Here is a 14,603-nt window from a genome sequence, read left to right as displayed (position 1 = left end):
ACGGGTGAGCATCACCAGCCCGGCACCGCGCCGCCGTTAAAGATTTTCTCTGCCGCTTTAGCGACTTCAGGCGACTGATAGGATTGAAGAAATTCTTTCACGTTTTCGGCGTCTTTATTGTCTTCCCGCGCCACCAGAATGTTCACATACGGCGAGTTTTTATCTTCAATGAACACGCTGTCATGCACCGGAGACAGCCCGGTCTGCTGAATATAAGTGGTGCTGATAATCGCCACATCGACTTTTGCATCGTCCAGGACACGCGGTAACTGTGCGCCTTCCAGTTCCATAATGTTCAGGTGACGCGGATTGTCGGTGATATCCAGCGCCGTTGGCAGTAGCCCTTTCCCCGCTTTCAACGTGATCAGCTTTTCTTTTTGCAGCAGTAACAGCGCGCGACCGAGGTTGGTTGGGTCGTTGGGGATCGCCACCGTTGCCCCCTCTTTCAGTTGATCTACGGTTTTAATTTTCTTCGAGTAGCCCGCCATCGGGAAGACAAACGTATTGCCCACCGTCACCAGTTTGTAGTTGTGCGCCTTATTATCCTGCTCGAGGAATGGGCGATGCTGGAAGACGTTAGCATCCAGTTCACCATGGTTGGTGGCGTCGTTGGGTAGCAACGAGCCGCTAAAGCCGACCAGTTCGACGTCCAGGCCGTATTTCTCTTTTGCCACTTTTTTGGCGACTTCCGCCACATCCTGCTCAGCGCCGTTAATCACGCCCACTTTGATGTGTTTTGTGTCGCTGCTTTGTTGATCGCAGCCTGCCAGCAGTAATCCCGCCAGCAATACTGCCGTGCCTGTCCAGACATGAGGTATCGTCAATTTCACGTTTTTATCCTTTTAAAATAACCGCCAGAGGGTAATGAAATGACTATAACGGGAGAGGCGTGGCGGATTAAAAATCGAAAAAGCATCAGCAAGAAGAAAAAGGCATAACGGGAAAATACCGGATGGCAGAAGTCCTGGTTTTCTGCTGGCTCCGCCATCCGGTCATCAAAATGTTTTCGACAAATAGTGGCGGGAAATGCCTTTTTCCGGAAAGTCCGGCAGCGTCATTTGCTGTGTATAGCCGTGTTTCTGGTAAAACGGCAGCGCCTGGAAGCTGAAGGTATCCACCAGTGCATGCAGGCAACCCCGCGCCTGCGCAGTTTGCTCCGCCGCCTGCACTAGTTTGCTGCCATAACCCGCTTTACGTAAGGATTCACTCACCCACACATACTCAATGCTCAGCCAGTCGCCCTTGATTTTCGCAATTAATCCCCCCTGCATCTCACCGTGCGAATCCCGCCAGTAGACCGCAAGATCGCCGAAATTCGTGGTTTTAATAAACTGTGCGTTATAGGCTCGCAGCCCCTTAAAGAGCGCATTCTGGTCCTCTTCGGTCACCGTATCGGTAATCTGTATCTGCATTTTATCCCTCTGAAAAACTACAACTTATGGTTGAACGCATTATTGAAGGTAGCACAGGCTGATGAGAGAGCACTGAACTGTCTACACTTACTCTAGTGATGATGCGCATTGATAAAAGGATGATGACTATGAAACGAATCATGTTACCGCTCGTGACCGCCCTGCTCGTATTGCCGGGAATTGCGCAGGCCAACTCGGCTTACGGCGGGCTCCAGACGGCGAATGAAAAGACGACAGTGCTGAACGACTTACGCAAAATCTGCACACCGCAGGCCTCAATGTCGGATGCGGCATGGGAAAAAAGCATTATGTCTGGTGAAGTCAATCAGCAGCATATCCGTGAAGCGATTATCGCCATCGAGCGAAATAACCAGAACAACTACTGGGAAGCGCTGGGCAAGGTTGAATGCCCTGATATGTAACACACGGTATTGCATCGTTTATTTCGCCCGTTCTACCTTGAAAACGGGCGCTGTAACCGGTTTCTTTTTTCTAAATTCGCCTATTCTCTTTGGAACAGACATTTGTTGCTGACCAAGGAGAAAAAACAATGCGATACCGTTTTCCTGAAAACTTTTGGTGGGGCAGTGCCTGCTCGGCGCTGCAAACCGAAGGCGACAGCCTGAACGGCGGCAAAAGCCAGACCACATGGGATGCGTGGTTCGCCAGCCAGCCAGGTCGTTTCCATCAAGGGATTGGTCCGGAGAATACCTCTGGCTTTTACCAGCACTGGAAACAGGACATCGCACTGCTAAAGCAGCTGAAACATAACAGTTTCCGTACGTCGCTGAGCTGGTCGCGTCTGATCCCCGACGGCACCGGCGAGGTCAATCCTGAAGCCGTTGAGTTCTACAATCAGGTGATCGACGAGTTACTGGCGCAGGGGATCACGCCGTTTATTACACTGTTCCACTTCGATATGCCGATGGTGATGCAGGAGAAAGGCGGGTGGGAAAACCGAGACGTAGTGGCGGCTTTTGGTCGCTATGCGCAACTCTGTTTCGATCTGTTCGGCAACCGGGTTAAGCACTGGTTTACCTTCAACGAACCGATTGTTCCGGTCGAGGGGGGCTATTTGTATGACTTCCATTACCCCAACGTGGTGGATTTCAAACGCGCAGCTACCGTGGCGTATCATACGGTGCTGGCGCACTCTTTAGCGGTTCGCGCTTACCGTGCCGGAAGCCACGACGGTGAAATTGGCGTGGTGCTGAACTTAACGCCCTCTTACCCGCGCTCGGCACATCCGGCAGATGTTAAAGCCGCACATCATGCGGATCTGCTGTTTAACCGCAGCTTCCTTGATCCGGTACTAAAAGGGGAATATCCCGCCGACTTGATCGCATTGTTGAAAGAGTACGATCAGCTCCCCGCGTGTCAGCCTGGTGACAAAGAACTGATTGCCGACGGTAAGATTGATCTGCTGGGGATCAATTACTACCAGCCACGCCGTGTGAAGTGCCGGGATTCTGCCGTCCATCCTGACGCCCCCTTTATGCCGGAAGGATTATTTGATTACTACGAAATGCCGGGGCGTAAAATGAATCCTTACCGCGGCTGGGAAATTTATGAGCCGGGTATTTACGATATTATTACTAACCTGCGCGATCATTACGGCAACCCGCGTTGCTTTATTTCTGAAAACGGCATGGGAGTCGAGAACGAGCAGCGCTTTATCGAGGATGGCCACATTAACGACCATTACCGCATTGAATTTGTCAGTGAACATCTGAAGTGGCTGCACAAAGGGATTAGCGAAGGCTGCAATTGCCTTGGCTACCACATGTGGACCTTTATTGATAACTGGTCATGGTTGAACGGCTATAAAAACCGCTACGGTTTTGTGCAGTTAGATTTAGAGACTCAACAACGCACCATTAAACAGAGCGGCAAATGGTTTGCCGCAACGGCTGAAAATAACGGCTTTAATTAAGTCAAAGGGTGACCTTCGGGTCACCCTTCCCGCTTACGGATGGGCGCTTTTTATGCGCACTTTCGAGGCGACCAAAAGCGCCGTCAGCAGCATCAATCCGCCTGACAGCACCAACGGTGACAGCAACCCCAGGTTGTCGAGTGCGTAGCCGCCTGCCGCTGCGCCACACGTGTTCGCCAGTTGGATCACCGCGACCTGAATAGATCCGGCTTTTTCCGCCTGATCGGCAAGCGTGCGCGTGATCCACGTTGACCACCCGACCGGCACCAGCGCAAACGCCAGCCCCCAGATAATGGCGATCCCTGCGGCCACCCCTTTGTCGCTTCCCCATAATGTCAGCACCAACGCGCTCACGGCCAGCACCAGCGGTGCGCCCGCCAGCGCCAGTTTGACCGAGCGTTTGAGGATAACGGAAGAGATCGAGGTGCCGACAAAGCTGGCAATACCAAAACTCAACAGCACCAGCGTCAGACCATCAACGTCAAAGCCCGCCAGATTCATATACAGCGGGCGAATGTAGGTAAAGAACGCGAACTGGCCAGCAAACGACATGAAGATGGCAATCATTCCGGCCATCACCCCAGGACGTTGCAGCAGGCTAAGCATGTTTTGCTTTTGGTGAGACGGTTCACCAGGCAGAGAAGGCAACGCTTTCAGCACCCAGAGAATACACAGCACCCCCATCACCGCCGCCGCATTAAAGACGTTACGCCAGCCAATAATACCGCCTAAAAAACTGCCCAACGGCGCAGCGATCACCAGCGCAATAGAGACCGCGCCGAAAATCACCGACAGCGCTTTCGGTACCGTACGCGCCGGAACCAGGCGCATAGTGAGCGACGCAGACATCGCCCAGAACCCGCCAAGCGCCAGTCCGAGGCAAGCACGACCCATCAGCAGTAATGTGAAGGAGTTGGCAAACGAAACCAGCAGGCATGAAATCGTCAGCAGAATGGCAAACAAGAGCACCACATAGCGACGGTCGGTCGCCTGGATAATTTGGGTAACGAACAGGCTGGCAAACATAGCGACAAACGCGGTTACTGTCACCGACTGACCGGCAACGCCTTCAGAGATCCCCAGATCCTGCGCCATGGGCGTCAGCAGGCTGACAGGCAGAAATTCCACGGTGATCAGACAGGCGACGCAGAACGCCACAGCAAATACCGCAGACCAGTTAGGTCGGGCCATTTCTCCAGCGCGGGATTTTTCAGCTATACATTCACTCATTTTGTTACCTGCGTCGATTTCTTGTAGAAAAGTTACGCAGTGTAACATTTTAAATGTGACGAACTTAACGTTTTAGCAACTAAAACGCCTTACACCGAAAGAATACGTCATCCAGGTGCATTAAATATGGAACGCCACTCTCTTACCTGTAGGCAACTTAACATCAATACTTAACTCGCCACCCAGCGCTGCTACGTAACGTTTTAACGTTGAGAGGCGGGGATCATTTTCGGCCTGTTCCATTTTTGCAATGGTTGGTTGCTTAACGCCCATTGCCGCGGCCAGTTCTGCCTGAGACAGGTTAAGTTCTTCTCTTAACATATTTAACGCAATAGCCTGGTACATCTCCTCGACTTTTTCAGCAATACGCGCCTGACTTTCCGGGGTTTGTTTAGCCATCAACTCTTTGAGGGTAGCCATAATTTTTCCTTACTTATTAAGATGTTTTCTGTACTCAGCATCTGCAAACTTAATCATATCCTTATAGAATTTCTTCTCGTTTAACCCCGTTTTATCTCCAGCGCACAACACGATGCCATGACGAGAAGGATCAAACGCGAAGAACGCCCGAATTGGGCTACCTTGATGCTGAAGGCGTAACTCTTTCATGTTCGAAAAAGCGGAGTCGTTCACCGTATCCGCAAACGGTCTTCCCAATTGGGGACCATATTCGGACAAAATAATCATAGCGGCGAGCATGTCCTCCTTGAGTGCTTCAGTTTGTTCGTCAAACCACCTGTCGAAAACGTCCGTTGTTTCAACATCCCACATAAGCGATCCCTCATAGCCAATAAGCTATAGATAAATTATAGCCTATTAGCTATAAAATCACTCTGTCTCGTCACACTAGTTACACGCTTGCCAGTCCGGCATCATACGCAGCCGGAGATCCTCTCCTGATGTCCGTTAATCATCGGATTCGGTACCGTGCGGGCCAGGTCATTGCGTTTTGGTGAATAGCCTGGTACATGATGAACCTCGTCGTAAGCGTTAACGAGGGGCATCATGCGCGGGAGGTGGGGTATAAATATAATGACGATCCAGGATAATCATCATCACGAATATTGATATCAGTGCAGCCAGTGAACGCCATCTTCGGGCTGAAAAAACGCGTTGTAGCGCATCTGAAAGGCGTTAATCTCCTGCATATCGGGCTCCATTTCGCGCAGAAAACCCAGCGCAAGGCGCACCTGCGCGTCGGTAATCGGCGCCGACAACCGGGCTTTTTGCAGTAAACGATGCCACTGTTGCAGGCTCTGATCGCTGCCGTCTACAATTACGTTCTGCCAGATCAGCAGCACCTGTGCGGCATTTTGTAAATGCGATTCATCGGGGCGGTGCAGATACTGTAAAAACGCCTCGCCTTGCGTTTTGCCCATTTGATCGATCATCGATTCCACCGGCACCACATCAATACCAAGACGCTCGCTCAGACGGCGAATCGCCCGTCGGGACCCGGAAGTGAGCACCCGAAAACCGATAACAAACACCACCGCCAGTGTGGCCAGCATTATCCAGACCATGAGTTCTCCTGCTTTATCAGCACTCATGATATCTGGAAACCGTCTGTGAATACTAATCCACCAGAATGATTTTCAACGCAAAAAGCACCGCCACGGCAATGACACAGAGGTTTAGCTCACGCCAGCGCCCGGTAAACACTTTCATAATGCAGTACGACATGAAACCCAGCGCAATCCCCTCGGTGATGGAAAAGGTAAACGGCATCATCACCGTCGTGATAAACGCAGGAACCGATTCGGTAAAGTCGTCCCAGTTCACGCGAGACAGGCTCGAGGTCATCAGAACGCCAACAAAAATAAGCGCCCCTGCCGTCGCATAGGCGGGAACCATCCCCACCAGCGGTGAAAAGAACATCACCAACAGGAATAATACCCCCACCACCACCGCCGTCAGGCCCGTACGTCCACCCACCGCCACGCCTGAGGTACTTTCTATATAGGCGGTAACGGAAGAGGTGCCGATAAACGCCCCAGCGACCGAACTCAGGCTGTCGACATACAGCGCCTTATTCATGTTAGGAAATTTACCGTCTTGATCGATTAACCCTGCTTTATCCGTTACACCAATTAACGTCCCTGATGAGTCAAATAAATTGATTAGCATGAAGGAAAAAATGATACCGGCCAAATTAAGCGATAATGCACCGCTCAAATCTACCTCGCCCATCACAGCGCTGATATTGGGCGGAACAGAATATACGCCATTAAAATGCACATCACCGAAAAATAACCCACAGCACGATGTCACCACGATTGATACCAGCACGGCGGCATGAAAATTCCGGGATGACAGAATGGTAATAATAAAGAAGCCTAAAATACCCAGTAATACTGTATGTGAGCTTAAGTTACCGATCGCCACCAGCGTGTCTTTATTTGCAACGATGACACCTGCGTTTTTTAACCCCATCATTGCGATAAATAAACCGATGCCGCTGGTGATACCAATACGTAAACTGACAGGAATGTTAGAAATCATCCAGTAGCGAATGCGAAAGAGCGTGAGCAAAAACAGTCCCACGGCTCCCCAAAATATTGCGCCCATACCGGTTTGCCAACTCACGCCCATTGCCCCGACGACCACAAACGCGAAAAACGCATTCAGCCCCATTGCGGGCGCCAGCGCGACGGGCAGATTGGCAATCAACCCCATCGCAATACTGCCGATACCGGCAATCAGACAGGTCGTGACAAACACCACTTTGGGGTCCATCTGTGCGGCCCCCAATATCTGAGGGTTAACGAAAACAATGTACACCATCGTTAAAAATGTCGTCATACCGGCGATCATTTCAGTACGTACAGTTGTACCGTGCTGGTGAATTTTAAAGAATCGCGAAAGGCTACCTGAATCCTCTCTTATGTCATCACTGATCTCATTATTCATTTTTTTCATCCATTAGCGAGAATATTAACCTGTCTCTTTTTTAAACATATCCCATACTTAATTCAGTGATAATTATCACATTGCAATTGTGCGTAAGCCGATAAACTTTAAATAATCATTTGGTGTTTCTTAATGATAAATAACAATCAAATTGATAAAATCAAAATGAGAAAAATATGAATACTTTTATTAGCTATAAGTTTCATTACATTAGCCGCCAGGAACAACAGGAATTGTTGGCGGTTTCTCGTGGCGAAGCCGTCGCCGATTATATTATTGATAATGTCATTCTTCTCGACCTCATCAACGGCGGAGAACTGGCAGGGCCGATTGTTATTAAAGGACAGCATATCGCGGGCATCGGCCCGGAATATATCGACGCCCCGGCATTACATCGCGTGGATGCCCACGGCGCAACGGCAGTGCCTGGTTTTATCGATTCACACCTGCATATTGAATCCAGCATGATGACGCCCGTGACCTTTGAATCGGCGACGCTGCCGCGCGGACTCACTACGGTCATCTGCGATCCGCACGAAATCGTCAACGTGATGGGTGAAACCGGATTTGCCTGGTTTGTCCGCTGTGCAGAACAGGCAAAGCAAAATCAGTACCTTCAGGTCAGTTCCTGCGTTCCGGCACTGGCGGGATGTGATGTGAACGGCGCCTCTTTTACCCTCGAGCAAATGCTCGCCTGGCGCGATCATCCGCTGGTAACCGGGCTGGCGGAAGTGATGGACTATCCTGGCGTCATTGCCGGACAGAATACGCTTCTCGATAAACTGGATGCCTTTCGCCACCTGACGCTGGACGGTCACTGCCCAGGACTTAGCGGCAAAGCGCTTAACGCCTACATTGCCGCCGGGATCGAGAATTGCCACGAGAGCTATCGTCTGGAGGAGGGTCGCCGCAAACTGCAACTCGGAATGGCACTCATGATCCGTGAAGGTTCCGCAGCCCGTAATCTCAACGCGCTGGCACCGCTTGTCAATGAGATGAACAGCCCGCAATGCATGCTTTGCACTGATGACCGTAACCCGTGGGAAATTGCTCATGAGGGACATATCGACGCGCTTATTCGGCGGCTGATTTTACAACATAACGTACCGCTTCACGTTGCTTACCGCGTCGCCAGTTGGTCAGCCGCGCGGCATTTTGGCCTGCACCATCTTGGGCTGCTGGCTCCCGGTAAACAGGCGGATATCGTTCTGCTTAGCGATGCCCGTCACGTAACGGTACAGCAGGTCTTTGTCAAAGGAGAGCCCATCAACGCCGATGCACTGAAAGCAGAAGAACCCGCAAGACTGGCGCGAAGCGCGCCTCCCTATGGCAACACCATTGCGCGGCAACCGGTATCCGCTGCCGATTTTCCGCTGCATTTCACGCCCGGAAAACGCTATCGGGTCATTGATGCTATCCCTAACGAATTAATTACTCACGCCAGCACCTGTCTGTGTACCCCGGATGGCTTCGATCGCGATGATATCTGCTACATCGCCGTCCTTGAGCGCTACGGGCGCCAGCTCCCCGTTGCCTGTGGTTTGCTGGGTGGATTTGGTTTGCGTGAAGGCGCTCTGGCGGCAACCGTTAGCCATGACAGCCATAATATTGTGGTGGTTGGTCGCAGCGCCGAAGAGATGGCCCTCGCGGTGAATCAGGCGATCGCCGATGGCGGCGGGTTATGTGTAGTTCGTCGCGGGCACGTACAGAGCCATTTAGCGCTACCGATTGCCGGTTTGATGAGCACCGACACCGCACAATCGCTGGCGGAGCAGATTGATGCGCTCAAGGCGGCGGGTCGCGAGTGCGGTTCGCTGCCCGACGAACCGTTTATCCAGATGGCGTTTCTCTCTTTACCGGTCATCCCCGCATTAAAACTCACCAGCCAGGGGCTTTTTGACGGCGAAAAATTTGCATTTACATCCCTGGAGACTGACTGACTTCAGGCATAAAAAAGCCCGGCATTAAGCCGGGCAAAGCGTTACCAAATACACACTTAAGCTACTTTCAATTCTCGGATTTTCTTCTCACGGCGGATTTTGCGTTCTTCAAATACAGCCACGATGGCCATCAGGCAGATACAGCCGATGGCGGCCGTATCCAGCGCAGCGAAGGTGCCCGCCCAGCCAGTCAGGCCGAAGACCGGCGTGCCATCAGCAATCATCCCCAGTCCCAGTTTGGCGAAGCTGTCGCCAATCAGATAAGCAAAGGTGCCTTTGATACCATCGGCGGCGCCGATCGCTTTTTTCGGTACAAAACCAACCGCCGCGACGCCGATTAACAACTGCGGGCCAAACACCAGGAAACCAAGGGCAAACAGGGAAGCCAGATAAACGTACTGGTTGCTGGCATGCTGGTAGACGCCCAGCGTGGCAATGATCAGCGCCAGCGCAACGCAGGCCACCAGCGCACGACGACCGTTCGCCAGGTCAGACAGCCAACCCCACAGCAGCGTACCCACCAGCGCGCCCACTTCAAACAGGGTAAAGCCCTGAATCGCCACCTCTTTGGAGAGTTTCAGCTCCTGGAAGGCATACACGGTGGACCACTGATCGATACCGATGCGCACCACGTACAGGAAGATGTTGGAGAAGCACAGCAGCCAGATCACTTTGTTTTTCAGCACATACTCAACAAAGATCTGCCATTTGGTCATCTCATTTTCTTCAGTCTCTTTGTCTTCTTCGCTGATCTCTTCACCGAACAGCTCTTCCGCTTTACCGAGGCCGTAAGATTCCGGGGAGTCGCTGCCATAGCGCAGGCCGATAAAGCCCACAATCAGCGCAATAATCGACGGGAAGATAAACATGCCGATCACATGACCGTCGAACAGGACGTTCGCGCCGAACAGCGCTACGCCCGCAGCGCCCGCGCCGCCAAGGTTATGGGAAATGTTCCACATGCCAAGATAAGAGCCACGCTTACGGCGCGGCGTCCATTTGGTGATGGTGGAATAGCTGCACGAACCGCCGGTACTCTGGAAGAAACCGCTCAGGGCATAAAACGCGATCATCAGGAACAGGCTGGTAGAGCCGGTACCCATGCTGGCGCTGAAGCCGAGCATACAGATAGCGGAGAGGATCAGCATAAACGGCAGGAATTGCTTGGTGTTTTTGCCGTCAGCGTAATAGGAGACCAGCGTTTTTCCCACCCCGTAGGTGATCGAAAAACCCAGCCCAATCATCCCCAGTTGCGTCATGCTCAACCCGTAGGTGGAGATCATGTCGTTCTGCGCAATGTTGAAGTTTTTGCGGATCAGATACATGGTCAGGTAGCCGATGAAGACCACCAGATAGGACTGCATGAACGGTTTGAACCACATTTTGCGCCGTACATCGAGCGGCAGATCGAGGGTCGGTTTACGCACCTGGTTTAGGAAGGCCAGCATGGGTGGGATATCTCCTGATTTTTATACCTGCTTTATGGCAGTCATTGTAAAAATCAGCAGCCAACCCGGCCTGAGACAGCGTCCAGGCGGAACCGGGAAAATTTCTTAGTTTTGCCCGACTCGGCGCAAAAAGGTGAGGTGCGTCACGCTTCATTGACCTCGCGCGGCGCCTGGGCATTCAAAAACGGCAACAGCAGAAGCGCGGATATCCCGGCGGCAATGGCGATCACCACAAAAAACCCGGTCCAGTGCCAGGTTTCCATCACCTGCGCCAGCGGCCAGCCGGAGAGCGATGCGCCAAGATAGGCAAACAATCCGACAAATCCGGTAGCCGCCCCCGCCGCCTCTTTGTGCGAACACTCGGCCGCCGCCATACCGATCAGCATCTGCGGGCCAAAGACGAAGAAACCGGTGGTGAAGAAGCAGGCGGCCTGCATCACGTAACTGGCAAACGGCATTAGCCACAGCGAGCCAACGGAAAGCAAAATCCCCGCAGCGAAAATCAGGTTCATTGGCCCACGGTTGCCATTGAACAGTTTATCCGAGCCCCAGCCCGCCACCAGTGCGCCAATAAACCCGCCCAGTTCGAACATGGTGACAGCCGTGTTGGCGGTCACCAGATCAACCCCCAGCGTCTCCGACATGTACAGGTTACCCCAGTCGTTGATCGCCGCGCGCACGACGTACACCAGCACATAACAGAGCGAGAGTAGCCAGATGTAAGGGTTCAGCAAGACATATTTGGTGAGGATCTCTTTGCGGGTCAGCCCCGCTCCCTCCTGCTGCTGGGCGATTTCCAGCGCGTCGTGCCGCCAGTCGCCCACTGGCGGTAAACCGATGGCCTGCGGTCTGTCGCGCAGTCGCCAGCAGAGGAAAATGCCCACCGCAATCGCCAGTAGCCCGGCAATCATCATCCCGGCACGCCAGCCGTAATGCAGGGCGGCGGCAGCCATCACAATAGGAATAAGCGCGCCGCCAACGTTGTGCGCGGTGTTCCACAACGCCCACCACCCGCCGCGTTCAGTACGCGAGTACCACGCCGTCAGCAAACGGGCGCACACCGGCGAGCCCCAGCCCTGGAAGAAGGCATTCAGCGCCCACAGCAGGGCAAACGCCCACAGCGAGGTGGAGAAGCCGAACAGAATGTTCACCACCCCGGTGGCGATAAGCCCCATCCCCATAAAATAGCGGGCGTTGGAGCGGTCGCTGACGATACCGGAGACAAATTTCGACAGCCCGTAAGTGATGTAAAACAGCGTGGCCAGCAGACCAATGTCGCTGCGGGTCAATACGCCGCTGGCGAGGATTTCCGGCACCGCGGCGTTAAAACTTTTACGGGTGAAGTAGAACAACGCATAACCGAGCCAGATGGTGGTCAGAATATGCCGCCGCCAGTAGCGGTAACGGGCGTCGATTTCGTGTTTATCGTTAATTAGCGGCGCATTCACCGGGGCTTTCAGAAACGTCAGCATTCCCTCTCCTTACACATAGCGCAGGGGCAATGAGACGCTCACGCGCGTGCCGTGGGTGCAGGAAATCGCCAGCATTCCCCCCAGTGCCGTCACTCGTTCACGCATTCCGGTCAGACCAAAACCCAGCTGACCAGAGCCTGGCGGCAGCCCACAACCGTCGTCCTCAATCACCAGCATCAGGCGGTCGTCCTGCTGCCAGCCCTGGAGTGTCACCGCACTGGCACTGGCATGCTTCACAATGTTGTTCAGCCCCTCCTGGCACACCCGAAACAGGGTCACCCGCTGGCCTTCACTGAGCATTGATTCGTCGATTGTCCAGTCGAGATGGCTGACGATGCCGCGGCTTTCCAGCTCTATTTCACGCATCAGCGAACGGATGGCCTGCTCCAGCGTCAGATCGTCCAGCTGGCGGGGGCGTAAGCGCCCTAACAGACGACGCACCGCGTCATACACGCCCAACGATAATTGTTCGATATGCGCTCCGCTCTGCTTCACGCCCGCATTTTCCGGAGCCAGCCGTTGCACAATACCGGCCTGGGTGCGGATCGCGGTGATGGTCTGACCGATATCGTCATGCAGCTCGCGCGCCACGTCGCGGCGTACGCTCTCTTCGGTTTCCAGCAGACGTTCCGCCAGGCGGTGATTACGCGCCAGTTCGTTTTGCAGCGACTGATTAAGCTCGCGCAGGCGTTGGATCCCCGCGCCGAGTAGCAACCCGGTCAGGCTCTGCGCCAGCAATGAGAGTAATAAATCCACCGGGTGATCGTGCCAGGTCTGGCTGGCAATCAACGCGATGGCGTTCATCAGGGTCGCGATCAGCGCCCCCTGCCAGCCGTAGTGCCAGGCCAGCGCGATAATCGGCAGCGCCAGACAAAAGGGCGTAAAACGGGAAAGTTCGTCCGGCAACCCAAGCTGTAGCCACAGACTGACGGTGAACAACAGCAGATACCAGACCAGATGGCGACCGCGCCAGTTGACCGGCTGCGAAACCAGCGCCGGGCCGAGCGGCAGCCAGGTGGTGCTGGTGAGGTAATGCCAGAACACCAGGCAAATGGGGGCCAGCGTCAGTCCGCCGGTGAGGGTCAACAGCAGTGCGGTAAAGGCCGCTTCGCCTTGCCCCATCCACGGTAAAGACTGTAACAATGCCGCAGCCGTAAGCGCCGCGCTTTGCAAAAGCAACGTGCGCCAGTCGCGTTGATGGCGATAGCGGGAGATTAACGCCACCGGAAGCAGCGTCAGCACGCTTCCGATCATCAAAAGGGGAAGATGCGCGAGCGCCACTTCCTGCGCCAGCCAGTAAATCAGTAGCCATTCTGCACCCAGCAACACCGGCCAGTAGCCGCGCGGGCACTGCAGCATTAACCCCAGACGCAGACCAAATGGAAACAACAGCACCGCCATTTCCGGGCGCTCAACCAGATGCAGGCTGATGCTCCACAGGCAAAACCACGCGGCGGAGAAGATAAAAAAACAGGCGATAACGGTAATTAACCGGGAGAAAAAGGTGCTCATCACCAGCCATCAAACATACGGCGAGCCAGTTCAACGTCATTGCTGACGCCCAGTTTTTCCATCAGATTGGCGCGATGCACGTGTACTGTTTTCGGCGACAGCCCCAGTTCAGCGGCAATCTCTTTGACCGCCATACCCTGCGCCAGTTTTTCCGCCACCTGACGTTCGCGTTTGGTCAGCGGATCCTGACGCCCTGCCGCCAGCTTTACCGCGATATCCGGCGTCAAATAACAACCGCCTGTCGCCACCGTATGGACCGCAGAAATCAGTTCATCAGGGCTACAGCGTTTGGAGAGGAAACCACGGGCGCCTGCATTCAACGCCTGCTCCACCAGCGCCGGACTGTCATGAACAGAGAGCATGATGGTCGCCATCCCTTTTGGCAGTTGGCTTAACAACTCCAGCCCGGAGATATCCGGCATGGAAATGTCGCAAATACAGACCTGCACGCCGCGCCCCGGCAGTCCCGCCAGCGCCTCTCGTCCCGATCCGAACTCGGCTACAACCTGCAAATCAGGCTCCAGCCCCAGCAACTGTGCAAAGCCGGAGCGGACGATCAGGTGATCGTCAATAAGGGCAACGGTGATCATGGTTCTGTCCTGGCGGGTAATAAAACGCACTTACCTTAACGACATACACTTCATCCTTCAAGCTGCCTCTGCGTTGGCTACATCTGCTCACCCCAGCCACTTACTTGAGTAAGCTCCTGGGGATTAATGTGGGACATCCATGTCCCACACCGAAGG

At 53.7% G+C, this 14,603-nt stretch carries 14 protein-coding genes; 3 read left to right on the top strand and 11 right to left on the bottom strand.

Annotated features, from left to right (window positions below):
• Window positions 1–11: 11 nt before the first annotated feature.
• Window positions 12–830: a lipoprotein NlpA gene (gene nlpA / locus AC07NP_RS03560; protein WP_494659601.1), complete on the bottom strand. Its 819-nt coding sequence runs from the start codon at window positions 828–830 to the stop codon at window positions 12–14.
• 165 nt (window positions 831–995) lie between these two features.
• Window positions 996–1,412 carry a GNAT family N-acetyltransferase gene (locus tag AC07NP_RS03555; protein WP_494659600.1) on the bottom strand — a complete coding sequence of 139 codons (417 nt, stop codon included), beginning with the start codon at window positions 1,410–1,412 and terminating at the stop codon, window positions 996–998.
• A gap of 128 nt (window positions 1,413–1,540) precedes the next feature.
• Between AC07NP_RS03555 and AC07NP_RS03550 the strand changes: the two genes are divergently transcribed.
• Together AC07NP_RS03550 and AC07NP_RS03545 are read left to right on the top strand one after the other, a co-directional pair.
• Window positions 1,541–1,834, top strand: coding sequence for a YicS family protein (locus tag AC07NP_RS03550; protein WP_203359540.1), 294 nt, complete (start codon window positions 1,541–1,543; stop codon window positions 1,832–1,834).
• Window positions 1,835–1,962: 128 nt separating this feature from the next.
• Entirely contained in the window at window positions 1,963–3,345 is a 1,383-nt protein-coding gene (locus tag AC07NP_RS03545; RefSeq protein ID WP_494659599.1) for a glycoside hydrolase family 1 protein, read from the top strand.
• Window positions 3,346–3,378: 33 nt separating this feature from the next.
• Here the strand turns inward: AC07NP_RS03545 and nepI are convergent, their stop codons facing one another.
• From nepI to AC07NP_RS03520, 5 genes are all read right to left on the bottom strand, one after another.
• Entirely contained in the window at window positions 3,379–4,575 is a 1,197-nt protein-coding gene (gene nepI / locus AC07NP_RS03540) for a purine ribonucleoside efflux pump NepI (RefSeq protein WP_494659598.1), read from the bottom strand.
• 120 nt (window positions 4,576–4,695) lie between these two features.
• The gene (locus AC07NP_RS03535; RefSeq protein ID WP_494659597.1) at window positions 4,696–4,995 is read right to left on the bottom strand and encodes a helix-turn-helix domain-containing protein; all 300 of its coding nucleotides are present in this window, start codon (window positions 4,993–4,995) and stop codon (window positions 4,696–4,698) included.
• Between the two features lie 9 nt (window positions 4,996–5,004).
• Window positions 5,005–5,346, bottom strand: coding sequence for a type II toxin-antitoxin system RelE/ParE family toxin (locus tag AC07NP_RS03530; protein WP_494659596.1), 342 nt, complete (start codon window positions 5,344–5,346; stop codon window positions 5,005–5,007).
• Window positions 5,347–5,645: 299 nt separating this feature from the next.
• The gene (locus AC07NP_RS03525) at window positions 5,646–6,098 is read right to left on the bottom strand and encodes a DUF1198 domain-containing protein (RefSeq protein WP_203359535.1); all 453 of its coding nucleotides are present in this window, start codon (window positions 6,096–6,098) and stop codon (window positions 5,646–5,648) included.
• A 52-nt stretch (window positions 6,099–6,150) separates the two neighbouring features.
• Window positions 6,151–7,485 carry an NCS2 family permease gene (locus AC07NP_RS03520; protein ID WP_494659595.1) on the bottom strand — a complete coding sequence of 445 codons (1,335 nt, stop codon included), beginning with the start codon at window positions 7,483–7,485 and terminating at the stop codon, window positions 6,151–6,153.
• Between the two features lie 176 nt (window positions 7,486–7,661).
• Here AC07NP_RS03520 and adeD point away from each other — a divergent pair, with 176 nt between their 5' ends.
• Window positions 7,662–9,425: an adenine deaminase gene (adeD, locus tag AC07NP_RS03515; RefSeq protein ID WP_494659594.1), complete on the top strand. Its 1,764-nt coding sequence runs from the start codon at window positions 7,662–7,664 to the stop codon at window positions 9,423–9,425.
• Between the two features lie 56 nt (window positions 9,426–9,481).
• Here the strand turns inward: adeD and uhpT are convergent, their stop codons facing one another.
• From uhpT to uhpA, 4 genes are all read right to left on the bottom strand, one after another.
• Window positions 9,482–10,873: a hexose-6-phosphate:phosphate antiporter UhpT gene (gene uhpT, locus AC07NP_RS03510; protein ID WP_203359532.1), complete on the bottom strand. Its 1,392-nt coding sequence runs from the start codon at window positions 10,871–10,873 to the stop codon at window positions 9,482–9,484.
• A 143-nt stretch (window positions 10,874–11,016) separates the two neighbouring features.
• Window positions 11,017–12,345 (bottom strand): MFS transporter, encoded by a 1,329-nt coding sequence (locus AC07NP_RS03505; protein WP_192614061.1) that lies wholly within the window; start codon window positions 12,343–12,345, stop codon window positions 11,017–11,019.
• 9 nt (window positions 12,346–12,354) lie between these two features.
• Entirely contained in the window at window positions 12,355–13,857 is a 1,503-nt protein-coding gene (gene uhpB / locus AC07NP_RS03500) for a signal transduction histidine-protein kinase/phosphatase UhpB (protein WP_494659593.1), read from the bottom strand.
• Window positions 13,857–14,447 carry a response regulator transcription factor UhpA gene (gene uhpA, locus AC07NP_RS03495; protein ID WP_203359529.1) on the bottom strand — a complete coding sequence of 197 codons (591 nt, stop codon included), beginning with the start codon at window positions 14,445–14,447 and terminating at the stop codon, window positions 13,857–13,859. The genes uhpB and uhpA overlap by 1 nt, the downstream gene beginning before the upstream one ends.
• Window positions 14,448–14,603: the final 156 nt, after the last annotated feature.

The organism is Citrobacter sp. GW821-FHT07H02, assembly GCF_059418505.1.
This window is presented reverse-complemented; position numbering and strand designations above follow the sequence as displayed.

Bases quoted from the DNA above. Each gene is read 5' to 3' on its own strand.
- AC07NP_RS03555 (WP_494659600.1), bottom strand. From the start codon at position 1,412: ATGCAGATACAGATTACCGATACGGTGACCGAAGAGGACCAGAATGCG.
- AC07NP_RS03550 (WP_203359540.1), top strand. From the start codon at position 1,541: ATGAAACGAATCATGTTACCGCTCGTGACCGCCCTGCTCGTATTGCCG.
- AC07NP_RS03545 (WP_494659599.1), top strand. From the start codon at position 1,963: ATGCGATACCGTTTTCCTGAAAACTTTTGGTGGGGCAGTGCCTGCTCG.
- nepI (WP_494659598.1), bottom strand. From the start codon at position 4,575: ATGAGTGAATGTATAGCTGAAAAATCCCGCGCTGGAGAAATGGCCCGA.
- AC07NP_RS03535 (WP_494659597.1), bottom strand. From the start codon at position 4,995: ATGGCTACCCTCAAAGAGTTGATGGCTAAACAAACCCCGGAAAGTCAG.
- AC07NP_RS03530 (WP_494659596.1), bottom strand. From the start codon at position 5,346: ATGTGGGATGTTGAAACAACGGACGTTTTCGACAGGTGGTTTGACGAA.
- AC07NP_RS03525 (WP_203359535.1), bottom strand. From the start codon at position 6,098: ATGGTCTGGATAATGCTGGCCACACTGGCGGTGGTGTTTGTTATCGGT.
- AC07NP_RS03520 (WP_494659595.1), bottom strand. From the start codon at position 7,485: ATGAATAATGAGATCAGTGATGACATAAGAGAGGATTCAGGTAGCCTT.
- adeD (WP_494659594.1), top strand. From the start codon at position 7,662: ATGAATACTTTTATTAGCTATAAGTTTCATTACATTAGCCGCCAGGAA.
- uhpT (WP_203359532.1), bottom strand. From the start codon at position 10,873: ATGCTGGCCTTCCTAAACCAGGTGCGTAAACCGACCCTCGATCTGCCG.
- AC07NP_RS03505 (WP_192614061.1), bottom strand. From the start codon at position 12,345: ATGCTGACGTTTCTGAAAGCCCCGGTGAATGCGCCGCTAATTAACGAT.
- uhpB (WP_494659593.1), bottom strand. From the start codon at position 13,857: ATGAGCACCTTTTTCTCCCGGTTAATTACCGTTATCGCCTGTTTTTTT.
- uhpA (WP_203359529.1), bottom strand. From the start codon at position 14,447: ATGATCACCGTTGCCCTTATTGACGATCACCTGATCGTCCGCTCCGGC.